Source organism: Paenibacillus hemerocallicola (assembly GCF_006265175.1).
Classification (GTDB): Bacteria; Bacillota; Bacilli; order Paenibacillales; family NBRC-103111; genus Paenibacillus_AB; species Paenibacillus_AB hemerocallicola.
Map to the genome: position 1 here is coordinate 85,057 of NZ_VDCQ01000030.1, position 15,124 is coordinate 100,180.

At 56.3% G+C, this 15,124-nt stretch carries 11 protein-coding genes; 6 read left to right on the forward strand and 5 right to left on the reverse strand.

What is annotated here, in order from left to right; genetic code table 11:
- The first annotated feature begins 268 nt into the window (after positions 1-268).
- Entirely contained in the window at positions 269-1,414 is a 1,146-nt protein-coding gene (locus FE784_RS20785; RefSeq protein ID WP_139604150.1) for a nitric oxide synthase oxygenase, read from the forward strand.
- Between the two features lie 64 nt (positions 1,415-1,478).
- Here the strand turns inward: FE784_RS20785 and FE784_RS20790 are convergent, their stop codons facing one another.
- Positions 1,479-2,420, reverse strand: coding sequence for a polysaccharide deacetylase family protein (locus FE784_RS20790; RefSeq protein ID WP_246132112.1), 942 nt, complete (start codon positions 2,418-2,420; stop codon positions 1,479-1,481).
- A gap of 236 nt (positions 2,421-2,656) precedes the next feature.
- On the opposite strand from FE784_RS20790, the gene FE784_RS20795 reads away from it, so the two are divergent.
- A complete protein-coding gene (locus FE784_RS20795; protein WP_139604151.1) occupies positions 2,657-3,856 on the forward strand; it encodes an N-acetylmuramoyl-L-alanine amidase family protein in 1,200 nt (399 codons plus the stop codon).
- 646 nt (positions 3,857-4,502) lie between these two features.
- On the opposite strand, the gene FE784_RS20800 is transcribed toward FE784_RS20795, so the two are convergent.
- Positions 4,503-6,416, reverse strand: coding sequence for a WG repeat-containing protein (locus FE784_RS20800; RefSeq protein ID WP_139604152.1), 1,914 nt, complete (start codon positions 6,414-6,416; stop codon positions 4,503-4,505).
- A 164-nt stretch (positions 6,417-6,580) separates the two neighbouring features.
- The gene (locus FE784_RS20805; protein ID WP_139604153.1) at positions 6,581-7,498 is read right to left on the reverse strand and encodes a Rossmann-fold NAD(P)-binding domain-containing protein; all 918 of its coding nucleotides are present in this window, start codon (positions 7,496-7,498) and stop codon (positions 6,581-6,583) included.
- A 278-nt stretch (positions 7,499-7,776) separates the two neighbouring features.
- On the opposite strand from FE784_RS20805, the gene FE784_RS20810 reads away from it, so the two are divergent.
- The 3 genes from FE784_RS20810 (at position 7,777) to hflX (ending at position 13,027) form a co-directional block, all read left to right on the forward strand.
- Positions 7,777-9,486, forward strand: a complete 1,710-nt coding sequence (locus FE784_RS20810; protein ID WP_139604154.1) for an amylo-alpha-1,6-glucosidase — start codon at positions 7,777-7,779, stop codon at positions 9,484-9,486.
- A 167-nt stretch (positions 9,487-9,653) separates the two neighbouring features.
- Entirely contained in the window at positions 9,654-11,066 is a 1,413-nt protein-coding gene (locus FE784_RS20815; RefSeq protein WP_139604155.1) for a peptidoglycan DD-metalloendopeptidase family protein, read from the forward strand.
- Positions 11,067-11,764: 698 nt separating this feature from the next.
- Positions 11,765-13,027 (forward strand): GTPase HflX, encoded by a 1,263-nt coding sequence (hflX, locus tag FE784_RS20820; protein WP_139604156.1) that lies wholly within the window; start codon positions 11,765-11,767, stop codon positions 13,025-13,027.
- Positions 13,028-13,132: 105 nt separating this feature from the next.
- Here hflX and FE784_RS20825 read toward each other — a convergent pair whose 3' ends face one another.
- Together FE784_RS20825 and FE784_RS20830 are read right to left on the reverse strand one after the other, a co-directional pair.
- Positions 13,133-13,387: a YkgJ family cysteine cluster protein gene (locus FE784_RS20825; RefSeq protein WP_139604157.1), complete on the reverse strand. Its 255-nt coding sequence runs from the start codon at positions 13,385-13,387 to the stop codon at positions 13,133-13,135.
- Entirely contained in the window at positions 13,384-13,917 is a 534-nt protein-coding gene (locus FE784_RS20830) for a 5' nucleotidase, NT5C type (RefSeq protein WP_139604158.1), read from the reverse strand. The genes FE784_RS20825 and FE784_RS20830 overlap by 4 nt, the downstream gene beginning before the upstream one ends.
- A gap of 397 nt (positions 13,918-14,314) precedes the next feature.
- Here FE784_RS20830 and FE784_RS20835 point away from each other — a divergent pair, with 397 nt between their 5' ends.
- Positions 14,315-14,722, forward strand: coding sequence for a DUF3221 domain-containing protein (locus FE784_RS20835; protein ID WP_139604159.1), 408 nt, complete (start codon positions 14,315-14,317; stop codon positions 14,720-14,722).
- Positions 14,723-15,124 lie beyond the last annotated feature (402 nt).

Below are 15,124 nucleotides of genomic sequence, written 5' to 3' on the forward strand. Positions count from 1 at the left end.
TTCAAAATGTACAGCAAATGTCGGCGGCTGCAGCCCAAATTTAAGATGCGAGATGGAAAACATGCAGCTAATTTCGTTCGAGAAGTTCGAATTCGGCGATTTGCAACATTATCATGTAGTTTTTCCAGTAAAAACGCGACAAATCGTAATTTCACACGAAATAACAGGATGGTTTACAGTTGTCGGAAATCAATCGATCAAAACGGGTTTTCCAGTATCCCGGCAAGGTTACTACAAGCATCATAAGCGAAACGGAGAACGAGCGACTATGTCGGAGCATCTGGCGTTACGGGAAGAGGCGGAGCGGTTCATTCGGGTGTGCTATGCGGAGCTCGGCAGAAGCGCGGAGGAAACGGAACGGCGATTGGTTGAAGTGAAGAGGGCGATAGCCGAGCAAGGCTGCTATGGGCATACGGAGGAGGAGCTGCGGCACGGCGCGAGGATGGCCTGGCGCAACAGCAACCGGTGCATCGGCCGGTTGTTCTGGGAGACGCTGGAGGTATGGGACGCCCGCGGCTTGGAGACGGAGGAGGACATCGCGGGGGCGTTGATCGGCCATATCGCGAATGCCACGAACGGCGGAAAAATACGTCCGGCGCTTACCGTCTTCCGTCCGGTGGCCGAGCCGCAGCGGAGGGTGCTGATTCTGAACTACCAATTGATCCGGTATGCCGGCTACGAGACGGTGCAAGGCGTTGTCGGCGATCCCGATTCGGTGACGTTTACGAAGCTGTGCATGCGGCTCGGCTGGCGGGGGGAAGGGACCCCTTTCGACGTGCTGCCGCTTGTCGTGCAGATCGGGGATCGGACGCCGCGCCTGTTTCCGATTCCTCCGGAGATCGTCATGGAGGTGCCGCTGACCCATCCGGAGCTGCCGGGGTTGGCCGATTTGCGGCTGAAATGGTATGCGGTACCGATCGTGTCCAACATGCGGCTCGAGATCGGAGGACTCTCTTATACGGCCGCGCCGTTCAACGGCTGGTATATGGGAACGGAGATCGGGGCGAGAAACTTGGCGGACGAGCACCGGTACAATTTGCTGCCCCGGATAGCTTCCCTGATGGGGCTCGATACGTCCCGGGAATCGTACTTGTGGCGCGATAAAGCGTTGGTGGAGCTGAATGTGGCCGTCCTTCATTCCTATAAGGAGAACGGCGTCATGATCGTCGACCATCATACGGCGGCTCGGCAGTTTATGAGGTTCGAGGACAGGGAAACCCGGAACGGCCGGCCCGTAACGGGGGACTGGACTTGGCTCATTCCGCCGGTATCCCCCGCGACGACGCCGATTTTCCATAAGCACTATGAGGACCGGGTCGCTACTCCGAATTTCTTTTATCAAGAAGGGGCGGAAGGGGAAAAAGAGTGCCCGCACAAGCAGCTGGACGCCCAATGCCCGATAGCTCACGGTTGACGGTCTAGCGGGCAGATAGCGGATCTGCTTGTTCCGCCCGCGGGAGCGTCGCGCTTCGCTATTGTTATGCCTGCTCGGCCATCAGCTCGTTCACGGTGACGAACGTGTAGCCTTCTCCCTTCAAATAATCGATCACCTGCGGCAGCGCTTCGACGGTATTGTCGAGCTTGCCGTTTTTGCCTCCGAAGCAGTGCATGAGAATGATGCCATCCGGCTTCGTCTGCTTTTTGACTTTGTCGAGCATCTCTGCGGACGAGGTGCCCGCCCAGTCGCGGGTGTCGACCGTCCATAGGACGAGGTGCTGATGAGCGGCGGCGGACGAAGTCTTCACCTGCTCGTCGGCGGCTCCGTAAGGCGGGCGGAACAAAGCCGTTCCGGTGCCGAGCGCTTTCCGGATCGCGGTATCGGTTTTGTCGATTTGCTCGGCGACCTGCTCGGCCGTCCGTTTCGTCAAATCCGCATGATCCCATGTATGATTGCCGATAGCATGGCCCTCCTCTGAGATCCGCTTGAGTACGTCCCCGTACTTCGCGACTTGAATGCCTACGACGAAAAAGGTCGCTTTCACTTCCCGCTTTTTCAGCACGTCCAGAATAAGCGGCGTATACTTTTTGTCGGGGCCGTCGTCGAATGTCAGCGCGACGCGTTTGACCCCCTGCTTGCGAGCCGCCGGACCTTGACCGTCAGCCGGTTTGTGCACGGCGTTCTTGACCGGATCTTCCGCGGCTTTGCCGCCCTGATCCGTCCGGACCGGAGTCGTTCCGGCATCGGGCTTGAGCGCTGCGGTTTCCCCGACCGGCGGCTTCTTCACCGGAACGGCATCCTTGGCAGGTTCGCTCTTCTCCATCACAACAGGGGGAGCGTCCGGCGCGGCGGACATGTCTTGTGCGATGACGGTCATCTGGCGCTCATCGGTAAGCAGCGCGGTTTCGCTCGAATAAATGCCCAAGCACAGCAGCATGACCAAGGTGACAACCGTTAGTCGGAGCAGCTTCTTTCTCCTCATGTTCTTCCTCTCCCCGCAAAACCATGGTGCGTTTCATTTCCATATCCATTAGACGGCGGGTCGACCTTGCGAGTTTACTGTTTTTCGAGACATTTCAACAATTTTTTTGCGGCGGAATTCGACTCGATTTTGCCTTTTCGGATAAGAAAAACGGTTCTGACGGCATTTGTTTTCCGCATGTCGGAAATGGTAAATTAAAGCATGACTATTTTTTGGGAAAGACCAAGAGGGCTAATATGAAACCAATTGCGCGCAAAGCGGTTCTGATTTGCGGCGTCATGCTCGGCAGCTTCTGGCACATGACGGATAAAGCGAGCGCCGCTGAAACGTACAAGGCCCAAGTAGTCGCCGATGTGCTGAACATCCGCGGCGAACCGGCGAGCCGGTCGGACATAGTCGGTTCCTTGAAGAAAGGCGAGATCATCAACGTTTCCGATGAGGCATACGGTTGGGTCAAAATAGAGGCGGGCAAGAAAAAGGGCTGGGTCGCCGGACATTATTTGAAAAAGCTGAGCGGCTCCTCCAAGACGCCGGGCGAAAGCGCATCCGGTGGAAGTACGACGAAGGTGCAGCCGGGCAAGGTAGCCGCCGCCGTTGTGGAGAACGACAAAGCGGCCACCGGCAAAGCCGCCGCGGACAAAACGGCCGCCGCAAAGGAGCAGTCCGGCAAGGAGGCTACCGTTCTGGCGGACACGCTGTACGTGCGCAGCGGTCCAGGGGCCGACAACGAAGCGACGGGAGTGCTGTCCAAGGGGACGCGAGTCACGATTCTGAAGCGGGACAACGGCTGGGTTCAGGTCCGGGCCCCCGGAGTCGAAATCGGCTGGGTGTCGGGACGGTATTTGGACGAGACGGGCAGCGTGCAGATCGCGAGCGAGCGAGCCGGAGGCGGGCTGCGCGGGAAGCTTATCGTCATCGATCCCGGACACGGAGGCGCCGATCCGGGCGTTATCGGGTCGACGCACAAAACGGTGGAGAAGACGATCAACATGACGACCGCGCAATATGTGGCGGACGAGCTTCGCCGAGCCGGGGCGCAGGTATATTTGACCCGGACAAGCGATAAGGAGCAGCCCGAGCTGGAAGGCAGGGCGGAAGCGAGCAACAAGAAGAAGGCGGACGCATTCGTAAGCATTCATTACAATGCTTCTCCCAAAAAAGTGTCCGGCACGCTGACGTACTATTACTCCGAGGCAAAGGACCGTCCGCTCGCCCGCAGCATCGAAGCGCGGCTCGCGAAGGGGCTCGGCCTGAAGAGCAACGGCATCTCGTACGGCGATTACCATGTGCTGAGGGAGAATAATCGGCCTTCCGTCCTGCTCGAGCTCGGATTTTTGACCGATTCGCGGGACGAGGCGACCGTCCGCAAGGACGACTACCAGAAGAAAGCGGCCGCTGCGATCGCGGCAGGCCTCGCCGATTATTTCGCCGATTAGGGGCCGGCCGGAATAACCGGCCGTCCAATTTCATAATTCATAAGGATCGCCTTGCTCCGCACGAGCAAGGCGATTTTTGCTTTATTCTACTATACGACGAGCATAATCCGCATACAGCCTGGAGGCCTTTCGATGAAGCGGGTCCAACACGTTGCCGTAAATAGAGGAACTGTGTTCCTTTATTGTCCCCGAATTCCGTTACACTCCAGAATATAACGGCACAGGCTTCCGCTATTTCGATCTTTCAGGGTGAAAATGATCGTGAACGGCGGTATAGAGGAATGGTTTTCCGCTATTTTGCTGTCGACACGGGTATTCGGGTCCATAACGTACGCCACTTCCGCTATTTTAAGGATTTGCGGTCTCGGAAGCTGGTCTTCACCGATCATGCATGAAATGTGCTTCGCTATTCGCCGAGTTCGCCCATACAGCAAGCAATTGGCGCAATGAGGTCGGTTTGAACACTATTTCCGTCGAATGGCTGGATTCGGCCGCATTTCCCAGGGATTAACGGGTCAGTAACGTTGAAAACAGCACTATTTCGATCCTGGCCGAGCAATATTAACGGAATAGAGTCGATTTGAAATGAGGTTCACTAAATAGTGAACACTGGTTCAGGAAGTGTCGCCGCGATGCCTAGGAATCTTCAATGAAACGATTTCCAAAACCGGCCGTCCGTGTCGAGGATGCCCGCCAGCTCGGAATACGGGATCGTGAAGGTCGGGAAGCCGACGGCGTAAGGCGCGATTTCGTAAGGCGGAAACACGATGTGCAGAGCGTCCTCGGTCACGTAGAACTGCTGCGTCGGACTAATTTCCTTGAAGCTGCCCGGGAATACGTACGAATATTGCGGATCGGTCGCGATCTGCTTGCGGATGATGTCGCTAATGCGCTTAACATAAGGGCTTCCCGGCTTGAACAAATCCTTCAACGCATACGTTTCGCCGATGACGAGATTGATGTGGACGTATTCTCTGGAAGGCATGCCATGGGCGGCTCCGAACGGGTAGTTGTATCCGTCCAGCTCGAGCACGAGCAGGTGGTCGCGATAAAAGGCGACGGCGAAGTCTCCGGTATAGCTAGCATCCAATTGGGTGTGCGGAGGAACGGGCTTTACGGCTGACAATGTTTTCAGCTTTCCGTTCACGTTCCGCTCGGCTTCCGGGTCCAGCATGCCCTCTACTTGCGGGTAATAGACGAGATAGTCTTTGTTGGGCTTATATTTCAGCTCCCGTACCCGGTAAGGCGGCTTCAGCGGTATCGTCGTATTCGGCTTCCAGACGGCGTTGCCCGAGAGGTCGTAGTAAGACTGTCTCTGGTCGACGTTGGCGCTGATCAGATTCCCTACGAACGTCATCGTTCCGCTGCCCTCCAACATGGGGAGGCCGCCGACGGGACGACCGTTCCGGTCGATCCAATACGTGGCGCGCTTATCCGAAACCGATGCATAGCCGCGGGCGTATTCGGAAATTCCGGCGAACTTGAAGTCGGTCAAGATGCGGCCTCCGCCGTCCGCGAGAGCATAGACGGAGCCGATATAAGGCTGAGCCGGGTCAATCGCTTTGCCGACCGCGAACCGGTCTTCCCCGAGCGGATTGATGTCGTTGTACTCGGGCTGGATCAGGAACGCGCCTTTCTTATCGATCAGTCCGTACCGATTGCGGAAATCCTCGGCCATGTTGACGACCGCTCTGCCGCCCCCGAAAGGCAAGGCGCCGGTAAAACGGGGGGCGATGACGATTTTCCCCGCCTCATCGATATACCCGTACTTCCCGGAAGCTTCCTGCTGAAACGCCAGAAGGCCGTCTCCGGGGCTGCCGACAAATGCGTAAGGATAGACGGCGAGCGCGTTGCCGTTCGTGTCGATCAAGGCGTATTCCCGATCCTTCACCTTTACGACCGCTTTGCCGTCCGTAAATTCGCCCGCTTCCTCGTACCTGGCGGGGATAGCCTCTTTCCCCCGAAAGTCCAAATATCCGTATCGGCTGTGACCGTCGGCATCGATGATGGAAAATACGGCTCTTCCGCTTTTGTAAGTGCCGATGTAATCATAAGCCTTCGGAGTCAAAATATGTCCCATATCGTCGATCACCCTGAAGCCCTGATCGTCGATGACGGTAGCGAGTCCTTCCGAGAATCCGGAGATCGAATTATAGATCGGAGGGACTACGTATCGGCCGGCCGTGTCGATGACGCCCTGCTTGTCGCTTCGCTGTACGATGGCCAGTCCGTTGTCCTGAAAATCGAGCGCATATTCGTACTGCGGAGGAACGGCCATTCGGCCCCGGTCGTCGATATAGCCCCACAGGTTGCCGCGGGCGGTTTTGACGAGTACGGGATACAGGAAGACGGCACGAGCAAGCGGCAGTGCGGCACCGCCGCGAGCGGCGAATTGCGCTGCGGAGAAGCCGGCCGCGTGGATCGGCAAGCCGACTACGACCGTTACCGGTGCCCATTGGCGGCTGTCCGGTACGGGGATAAGCCCATAAACGCTGCCGTGCAGCCGGCCGGTGCCGATCCATCGCGAAGGTCCGGCTTCAGCGTAAAATCCGTTAGTCATGCTGGTCAAACTCCTTTAAATTGGATGTTTGCCTACAGCATATGGGTGAACGGGCGTTTTGGTGACCTTTCGGAACGTCACGCCTCGCGAAGCGTTCGCGGGAAGCGCGACTTTCTTTGCCGGGAAATAACATTCGAAGGGAACGTCACAGGTCGGGGCTTGCTTCAGCCTGTCTCCAGCAAATGCAGGATGAGCGCCTTCTGGACGTGCATCCGATTCTCCGCCTGGCGGTAAATGACCGATTGCTCCGATTCGATCAACGCCTCTTCGATTTCATAGCCGGGGTGAATCGGCATGTCGTGCATCAAATAGGGAGTGCGGCCCTTCAACTGCTCCCGGTTTACTTGAAACGGCATCATCATATCGATTCGGCGTTGCTTCTCCTCCCGGTAGAGCGGGTCCCGGAAAAATTCCATGTCGATCCACGTGTCCGTATACACGAAATCGGAACGCGGAATGGCCTCCGCCAACGTGTCGAGCCTTTCGACGAGCCCGCTGCCGTAAGCTTGCCGCATCAGGCATTCGTCCCATGACGATTCGTTGACGATCGGAGTGACGAGCAGCAGCCGGACTCCCAGCGTCATGCAGCCGGCGATCAGCGAGTTGGCCACGTTGTTGTGAATGCCGACGTAAGTAAGGGTGACGCCGGAGAAGGAGCCGGCCGTTTCGTAAATGGTCATCAGATCGGCCAGCGCTTGGCATGGATGGTACTTGTCGCAGCAGCCGTTGATGACGGGCACTTGCGAGTATGCGGCCAGCTCCGCGAGATCGGCGTGGTTCTTCAGCCTGGCCATAATCAGATCGGAGTTGCGCGACGCGTAGCGCGATTCGTAACGGATAGGGGAAATCGAGAAATTGCTGGAATCCCAGTCCATCGGCACGGCGTATCCGCCCAACTGGTTGATGGCAGACTGGAACGACAGGTTCGTCCGGGTGGACGTCTTCTGGAAAAGCATGAGCAGTCCTTTCCGTTCGCAGGCGTTATAGTAGCGCCACGACTCCCGCTTGACCGCCAGAGCTTGCTGGACGATCCAAGTCAGGTCGCTGCGGTTTAGCTCCTGCAAGGAAAGCAGATGGTTCATGAAGCAATCCCTCCATTAAAAAAAATGAATAAATATACTGTATAATGAATTAATATTCATAATATAGATGCTTTTTCGACTTGTCAACCGTGGCGATCCAACCCATGCTCCGGCAATTTCACCGGACGATCGGGTCCATCCATAAAAGCCGATCGCAAAAAAACATAAATTTCTCTAAGAAAGTTAGGTAGAACAGGGCGGAACGAATCCATTATAGTGTTAGTAGCCCGAACGGTTGGCGCTGAATACATACAAAAAAAGATAGGATGTGACGAGCAGTGGAGCAGAATGCCAAGCTGCCCAATATCGTAGGGGAAGGAGGCTTGTTCGGCTTCTCCGGCATGGATGGCGAGACGAACTCCGCTTCGGGGTTTGTCGCAACATGGGGGAGCGATTTCTCGCTGCTGTTTCATACACCGATACGGCGAAGGTTGAGCGTGAAGCTCGAAGCCGAAGCCGAAGTCGTGTATGCGACCGGCGATGCTTGCAGGATTGCCGCGCCTTCCGGACCTTTCACGGCAACCTATGCGGCGTGGCATACGCTTGTCGGCCGGTTGCCTGAAGGGGCCGGACTGCAACTGCAATATGAAGACGGAACGGACTCGGATGAGCTGCCGGACGGCTTGCGGGTCACCCGGGACGCCAAGGAGGGCGATTCCGTTGTACTGCGCATAAGCGGCGAACGTTTTGCCGTTTGCTTCGGCTCCACGATCGCCGAGGCTGCGGATCGTGCTTCGGCGGGCATCGGCATAGCGGCCGACGTGGACTCGATTTTGCGGCGGCGCTTGCGGATATTTGACGAAGCCCCGGCGCTGCCCGATGCGGGCCATCAGCGGCTGCTCGGCAAATGCATCAGCGTAATGAAGGTGAACACGCTGTCGCCTGAAGGCGGGATGAAGCAAATGTGGTCTACGCCGGATCGGGTCCCCCATAGGCATATGTGGCTGTGGGATACGGTGTTTCATTCGTTGGCGATGAACGACGTGTCCCCCGATATATCCTGGCAATGCTTGAAGACCATGCTCGATACGCAGAAGGAAGACGGCATGATTGCCCACCAAATCTCCGTCGGGGGCCGTCTCAGCGTTATTACGCAGCCGCCTGTCCTGGCTTGGGGAGTCTGGGAAAACTACAGGAAGCAGGAAGCGGTCGACAAGCTTGCTTATGCCCTGCCGATTTTGGAGAACTATTTGGAATGGGATATGCGCAACAGGGACGTTAACGGCAACGGACTGCTGGAATGGCATATAGAAGGCAACGTCAACTGCCGTTCGGGGGAATCCGGAATGGACAATTCCAGCCGCTTCGACGAGGCATTGACGCTGGATGCGGTCGATTTTTCGACGTTTATGGCACTGGAAATGGACTATGTGGCTCAAATGGCTGTGGAGCTGGGATTGAAGGAAAAGGCCGCTTATTGGTCCGAGCGGGCGAGAGAGCTGGGCTCCCGGATCGTCTCGGAGCTTTGGGACGAACGGGACGGTTTTTTCTACGATAAGCATATGGATGGAAAATTCTCCAGAGTGAAGGCGGTCAGCGGCTTCTTGCCCTTGTTGCTGAAGGAGCTTCCTGCGGCGCGGACGGAATGTCTGGTGGGGCTGCTGCGCGATCCGGAGCATTTCGGAACGGCATACCCGGTGCCGAGCTTGGCGGTTTCCGATCCGCTTTGGGGAACCGACATGTGGAGGGGGCCGACGTGGATCAATCTCAATTATTTGATTATTAAGGGATTGAGGCTTCAAGGGCGGGAAGAGGAAGCCGACCGGCTGACGGACCGGAGCATCGGGCTGGTCGATAAGTATTACAGGCAGTACGGGGTTACGTTCGAATATTACGATGCCAAAGACGAACGCCCGCCAGTCGCTTGCGATCGCAAGGGCCCCGTCAATGAACGGTACGATATTCGCGTCAAAGTCGATTCCATTCGGGATTACCATTGGACGGCAGCCTTAACCGCTTGTATGCTGCGGCAAAAATACGGGGTTTAAGCTGCGGGGAAGTCGGTCTGCCGGATCGGCCCGATGAAGCGGCGAGTTTTCCGAAGAATTCGGCCTGCTGCGGGGAATTATGGCGCGGAGTCTGGAAAAAGAGGGAACTCTTGATTACTATATAAGGAGAGTCGTAATCGAGAAGCACTTCTTAGGAGGACAACACCATGCATCCCCGTAATAAATCGAAGGCACGAGGCGCCATGGCGCCGCGTCCCCGCAAGCGCGGGCTATGGATCGCGCTGTCGGTATCGCTCGCGGCCTGCTTGGCCGTACTCGTCTACGAACAGCGTCCCGCACAGGCTCCTTCCACGGATACCGTGATCGAGTCGCTGCCGGTCAAGAAACCGGCTCCGGAGGCGGTCGAGTTTCGCATGACCGATTTCGAGCATGGGTGGCTGCGGTATTCGGACGGCGCGACCAAGGTTACGAACGACGGAGGCGCGATATGGCAGGATTCGTCGACGGAGCCGGCCGTACAAGCTCTGTCCGGCAGCGGAGCCGGCGGCGAACCGGCGGATCGCGGAGAATGGAGCTTGGCGCCTGCCGAGCAGCCGAATCCGGCGACGGTCGTCTACGAGACGAAGCCTTATTCGGTGAAGCAATCGCAGTTTCTTACCGACCGGTTCGGTTGGGCGCTGCTCGGAAGCGGCTCCGGTCTGCCGATCCCGCTTCTGGTTACGACGGACGGCGGCGAGACGTGGCGCGCGGATGTAACGGCGGACGTGCGCGAGGCGGTGCAGACGGAGAAGAGGCGCGAGGAGCAAGCCGTTCGGGAAGCGGCGTTGTACGAGACGCCCGAGCAGGCGAAGCTGGCGATGCGATCCGCGTGGGCGCTGCTGCCGGACCAGGCGTCCGTCGGAGACGCCGTACTCGTTCGGCACAATAAGCCGGGCGATGTGGCTTGGCAAGGGAAAACGTACAAGCTGCAGCCGTTCGGATCCGGTTATTACACCTATATCCCGATTCCGATGCAGGCGAAGCCCGGCGAATATCCGATCGGGGATGTCGTTCTGACGGTCAAGGAAAAGAAGTTCCAGACGCAATATTTGCAAGTATCGCAGCAGATGGAGAGCATGCGCCAGGACACGGACCGCATACAGGCCGATCAGAAAAAAATCGATGCGGCACGCAGCAAGTCGGAGCCGGAATTTTTATATACATCCGCCTTTATCCAACCGATCCAAGGCATCCTGACGACGCCTTACGGGTATACCCGTTACGTCAACGGCAAGCTGGACAGCTCCCACACGGCGATCGATCTCGCCGCCAAGGAAGGGACTCCGATCAAAGCGACGAATGATGGTATCGTAGCCTTGGCGGACAGTCTGTATTTGACCGGCAACGCGATCTACCTCGACCACGGCATGGGCTTGTTCTCGCAATACGCGCACTTGTCCGAGCTTCGCGTGAAGACGGGAGACCGGGTGAAGAAAGGCGATATTATCGGCCTTGTCGGCACGACCGGCTTCTCCACCGGCCCGCATCTGCACTTCACGTTCTGGATGCATAACGTGCCTACGAATCCGAACCTGTTCTTCGATACGGTGCCGTTCCGTTGGAATGCGGCAAAGAAATAGGGGGAGCGGATATTATTCCGTTCCCCTGATCCATGCGCGGTTTGCGGCCGTTTCCTCCTCGTCCGGGCTTCCTCCGGACAGGCTCACCCTGCAAAAATTCACGAGGCGCCATACCGCTGAACATCTTGAACCTCCGGTTGAAAGAATGTACCGTCTGGTAGCCGGAGCGGGAATGATGCGGGAATACGCAGCTCCGGCCGCCTGCCGGGACATGCGGAATGATCGCTATAACCGATCTTGCCAGTTGATTCGGTCACGCGAATTGTGATAAGATCGATGTACTTAAAGGAACGGAGGGTTACACGTGGTAGACTTTATCCGAGTTAGAACTTTGCGCGGCTAATCAATAGTGCCAAAGGCTCTGCCTGTGTGCAGAGGACTCAGGATAGGTCTGTCTTTTTATAGGTAACCCCACTCGGAGACGTTTTTGTTGTACACCTTTAAAAAGATACAAGTTCATATCGGATGATGGCAACGGATATAGCCTTACGGCAAGCGATGGTAGATCCTCGTTTGGGCCAGGCGTCGATCCGTTCCTTCTTTCCTTATGGAAGACCCGCGATCCGGCAAGCGAGGAGCATCGTTTCCTTGCGGATCCTCCTTGCGTCCTCTTCGACCGATAACACAGGCAACGGCCCAGTCGTCTGTGTTTTTTTGCTTTTTAAGCATAGACCCGATAACGAGAGGATGATAAATAGATGGAACAACGAGCGATAATCGTGGGTGTCAATTTGAACAACCAGCAAGATTTTGCGTATTCCATGGAGGAGCTGCGCAATTTGGCGGCGGCGTGCGAGGTGGAGGTCGTCGGCGAACTGACGCAGAAGGCTAGCCGGGTCAATTCGACCCATTACATCGGAACGGGCAAAATCCAGGAATTGAAGGCGGTAAGGGAGGAGCTTGAAGCGAACGTCGTCATCTTCAACGACGAGCTGTCCCCTTCGCAAATCCGCAACCTGGAGTCGTCCTTGCAGTGCAAGGTGATCGACCGCACAATCCTGATTCTGGAAATATTTGCGGAGCGTGCCCGGACGAAGGAAGCCCAGCTGCAGGTGGAGGTTGCCCAGCTGCAATATATGCTGCCCCGTCTGATCGGTCTTCGCGAGTCGTTGGGCAGGCAGAGCGGCGGGGTCGGCACGAAAAACAAAGGGACCGGCGAGAAGAAGCTGGAGCTGGACCGGAGAAGAATCGAAGAGAAAATTACGGCGCTTAACAAGGAGCTGGAGACGCTCGTAGCCGGACGCCAAATACAGCGGAAACAGAGACACAAAAACAAAGTTCCGGTCGTTGGCCTGGTCGGCTATACGAACGCCGGAAAATCGAGCATGATGAACGCGCTGATGGAAACGTACCATCCGGACTCGCACAAGCTAGTGCTGGCCAAGGATATGCTGTTCGCCACGCTCGAGACGTCGGTCCGGAGCATCCGCTTGCCCGACAACAAATCGTTTCTGCTGACGGATACGGTAGGGTTCGTCCGCAATTTGCCCCATCATCTGATCAAGGCGTTCCGGTCGACCTTGGAGGAGGTGGCGGAATCGGATCTGCTCGTTCACGTCGTCGATTATTCGAACCCGGAGTACGAGCAATTGATTGCCGTTACGAACGAAACGTTGAGGGAGCTGGGCGCAAACCATATTCCGGTCGTCTATGCTTACAACAAGGCGGAGCTGACCGGCGGCCGGGACGAATGGCCTGCAAACGAGCAAGACCGCGTGTACGTGTCCGCCAAGCAAAAAATCGGCATCGACGAGCTGATCGGGCGGATACGCGACCGGATTTTCGACGATTACGTGCAGTGCGAGATGCTGATTCCGTTCGATCAAGGGCGCTTGATTTCCTACTTTAACGAGAACGCCCATATTTTGTCCACCAGCTATGAAGAGAACGGTACGAAGCTGACGCTCGAATGCAAGCGCGCCGATTACGAGAAGTACCAGCATCAGGTCGTCCTGCAGTAGTGCGGGAGCAGAATCGGAACGACGAATGATGACGGCAATTTGTGGAAAGCTAAAAAGGCCCGGGCAAATTTGTTTTTTGCCTGAGCCTTTTTGGTTCATGAAAGCCTAAGGCCTGGTCAGCCGCTCGAGAGCTTCCAAATAAGCGTACGCTTCCTCGTCGGAAGCTCCGCACATTTCCTCCGAGGGCATCAGGCTGCCGCACACGGCGGGACGCTCGGGCTTGCCGAACAGGCTGCACTTGTTGTCGATCGTAAGCTGCATGCAACGTATACCTGCCGGCTTGCCGTCCGGCATTCCGGGGATCGGTGACGAGATGGAGACGACGACGCAGCAAGCGGCACACCCGACGCGGCAGTTCACTTCAGGAACATCTCCGCCACTTCGCGCCAATTGTTGACGCGCGGGTAGCGGGTTTCCTCGACGTTATGGCAGGCGGTATACAGGATGCCCTGTCCCCGGAAGCGCTCGAACTGGTAGGCGTGATCGTCGATCAGGTAGTCGGCGTTAATGATGCTCTTGTCTCCGCAGAACACGATATGCGTGCTCGGGATGAAGTCGAAATGCTCTTTGAGCCATTCGTACTTGGCCGCAAACGAAGCCGGAACCTCCATGGCGGCCGAGGCGATAAAAATTTCATACCGGCCCTGCAGCTCGCGGATCACTTCCCGGCTGTCCGGCAGCACCTTCAAATCCCGCAGAAACAAAGGATCGTCGAAGTATTTGGACACTTCGCCGCCGCATTTGGCGACATGCCGCAGCTTCTTCCCGTGCAAATGCTCGATCGTGAGCGTGTCGCTGTAATCCCGATTGTAGCATTCGAGCATTTTGCCGAGCGTGTCCGCCATAACCTCGTCCATATCGATCGCGATGCGTTTTCGGGTTTCTCCCATCGGGCATGCTCCTATCGTCCTGTTTTCTTCTATGCTAGCGGTAAACGGGACTCAGGTCAACCGAGTCGGACAAGCTGGACAGATCTCGCATGGATACGCGATTACGGGCTGGATGCAACATTCGCGGTGTTGACATCGTCTATTTATGTGATGAATTTCTGGTTGTTGAAAAAGTCAAAAAGAGAGATTTGCAATACAAAGTGAGGCGGGGGAAATGTTGGAAAGCGAAGCGGTTGACTTTAATATCGTGTTGAAACCGCAAAAATCTTAAAAACAACACGATTTTAACGGATGTGGAGCGCATTTCCCCACCTCTTGTCTCCGGCGCTTCCTATCTTTGCAGACTTTTTCAACAGCCTCTGAATTTACAGCTTGGCGAACAAGGAGGAGGAGTTATATGAAAACGATAGCGGCTGCGCTTCTGCTGCTCGGCAGCTTGCTCATGGTTCAAGGCTGCGGAAACGGCGAAGACAAAGGCAATGGCAACGGCAACGGTCAAACTGCGACCATACGGGGTGCTGTTATAGCAGTGGACGATTACAAGCAGGGGGAAGGCCGGCAGATCCTCATGGAAGTAACGAAGGAGAACGGTACGCAGTACGACAGAGCGAGCGTAAGCATACCCAAGGACGCGAAGATGTTTGCGATGGCCGACGGGAAGAAGAACAAGGCGTCCTTGGCCGATCTGAAGTCGGGGCAAAGCCTGGAGGTCGTCATTACCGGTCCCGTCATGGAGTCGTACCCGGTGCAAGTAAATGCCGCGGAGGTCGTCATCACGGGCGGCGGCGACACGGGAGCTAAATAACGGAAGTCGTTTGACGAATGCGGTTGTTTCGGGGAGTTGTCCTCGGGGCAGCCCTTTTTTTCTACGTTCACCGAAGCGGCGCAGCCTCGAAACCATGCTCCGATATATCGGACTGAGAAATTCTGAGGCAAGAAAGCTGACGCTAAAACGAATGCACTTTATCGGAACGCTTCGATCAGAAGTTTTTTTCGAGTCCAACACACGCGTACGAGCCCGCTATCCGCACAGGACGAGGAATAGAGGAATGAGCTTCCGTTATTAACTCGAAACCCGACGTCGACCGCAAAATAAAGGAACCGCGCTCCGCTATTTCACCGTTTGCAGCCTTTTTTTCAAAAAAAGGCAGAACTAACGGAACCAGTGCATGTAGAATAAAAAGTGGACACCCTTTAAGAGAAACGA

Bases quoted from the DNA above. Each gene is read 5' to 3' on its own strand.
- FE784_RS20785 (WP_139604150.1), top strand. From the start codon at position 269: ATGTCGGAGCATCTGGCGTTACGGGAAGAGGCGGAGCGGTTCATTCGG.
- FE784_RS20790 (WP_246132112.1), bottom strand. From the start codon at position 2,420: ATGAGGAGAAAGAAGCTGCTCCGACTAACGGTTGTCACCTTGGTCATG.
- FE784_RS20795 (WP_139604151.1), top strand. From the start codon at position 2,657: ATGAAACCAATTGCGCGCAAAGCGGTTCTGATTTGCGGCGTCATGCTC.
- FE784_RS20800 (WP_139604152.1), bottom strand. From the start codon at position 6,416: ATGACTAACGGATTTTACGCTGAAGCCGGACCTTCGCGATGGATCGGC.
- FE784_RS20805 (WP_139604153.1), bottom strand. From the start codon at position 7,498: ATGAACCATCTGCTTTCCTTGCAGGAGCTAAACCGCAGCGACCTGACT.
- FE784_RS20815 (WP_139604155.1), top strand. From the start codon at position 9,654: ATGCATCCCCGTAATAAATCGAAGGCACGAGGCGCCATGGCGCCGCGT.
- hflX (WP_139604156.1), top strand. From the start codon at position 11,765: ATGGAACAACGAGCGATAATCGTGGGTGTCAATTTGAACAACCAGCAA.
- FE784_RS20830 (WP_139604158.1), bottom strand. From the start codon at position 13,917: ATGGGAGAAACCCGAAAACGCATCGCGATCGATATGGACGAGGTTATG.
- FE784_RS20835 (WP_139604159.1), top strand. From the start codon at position 14,315: ATGAAAACGATAGCGGCTGCGCTTCTGCTGCTCGGCAGCTTGCTCATG.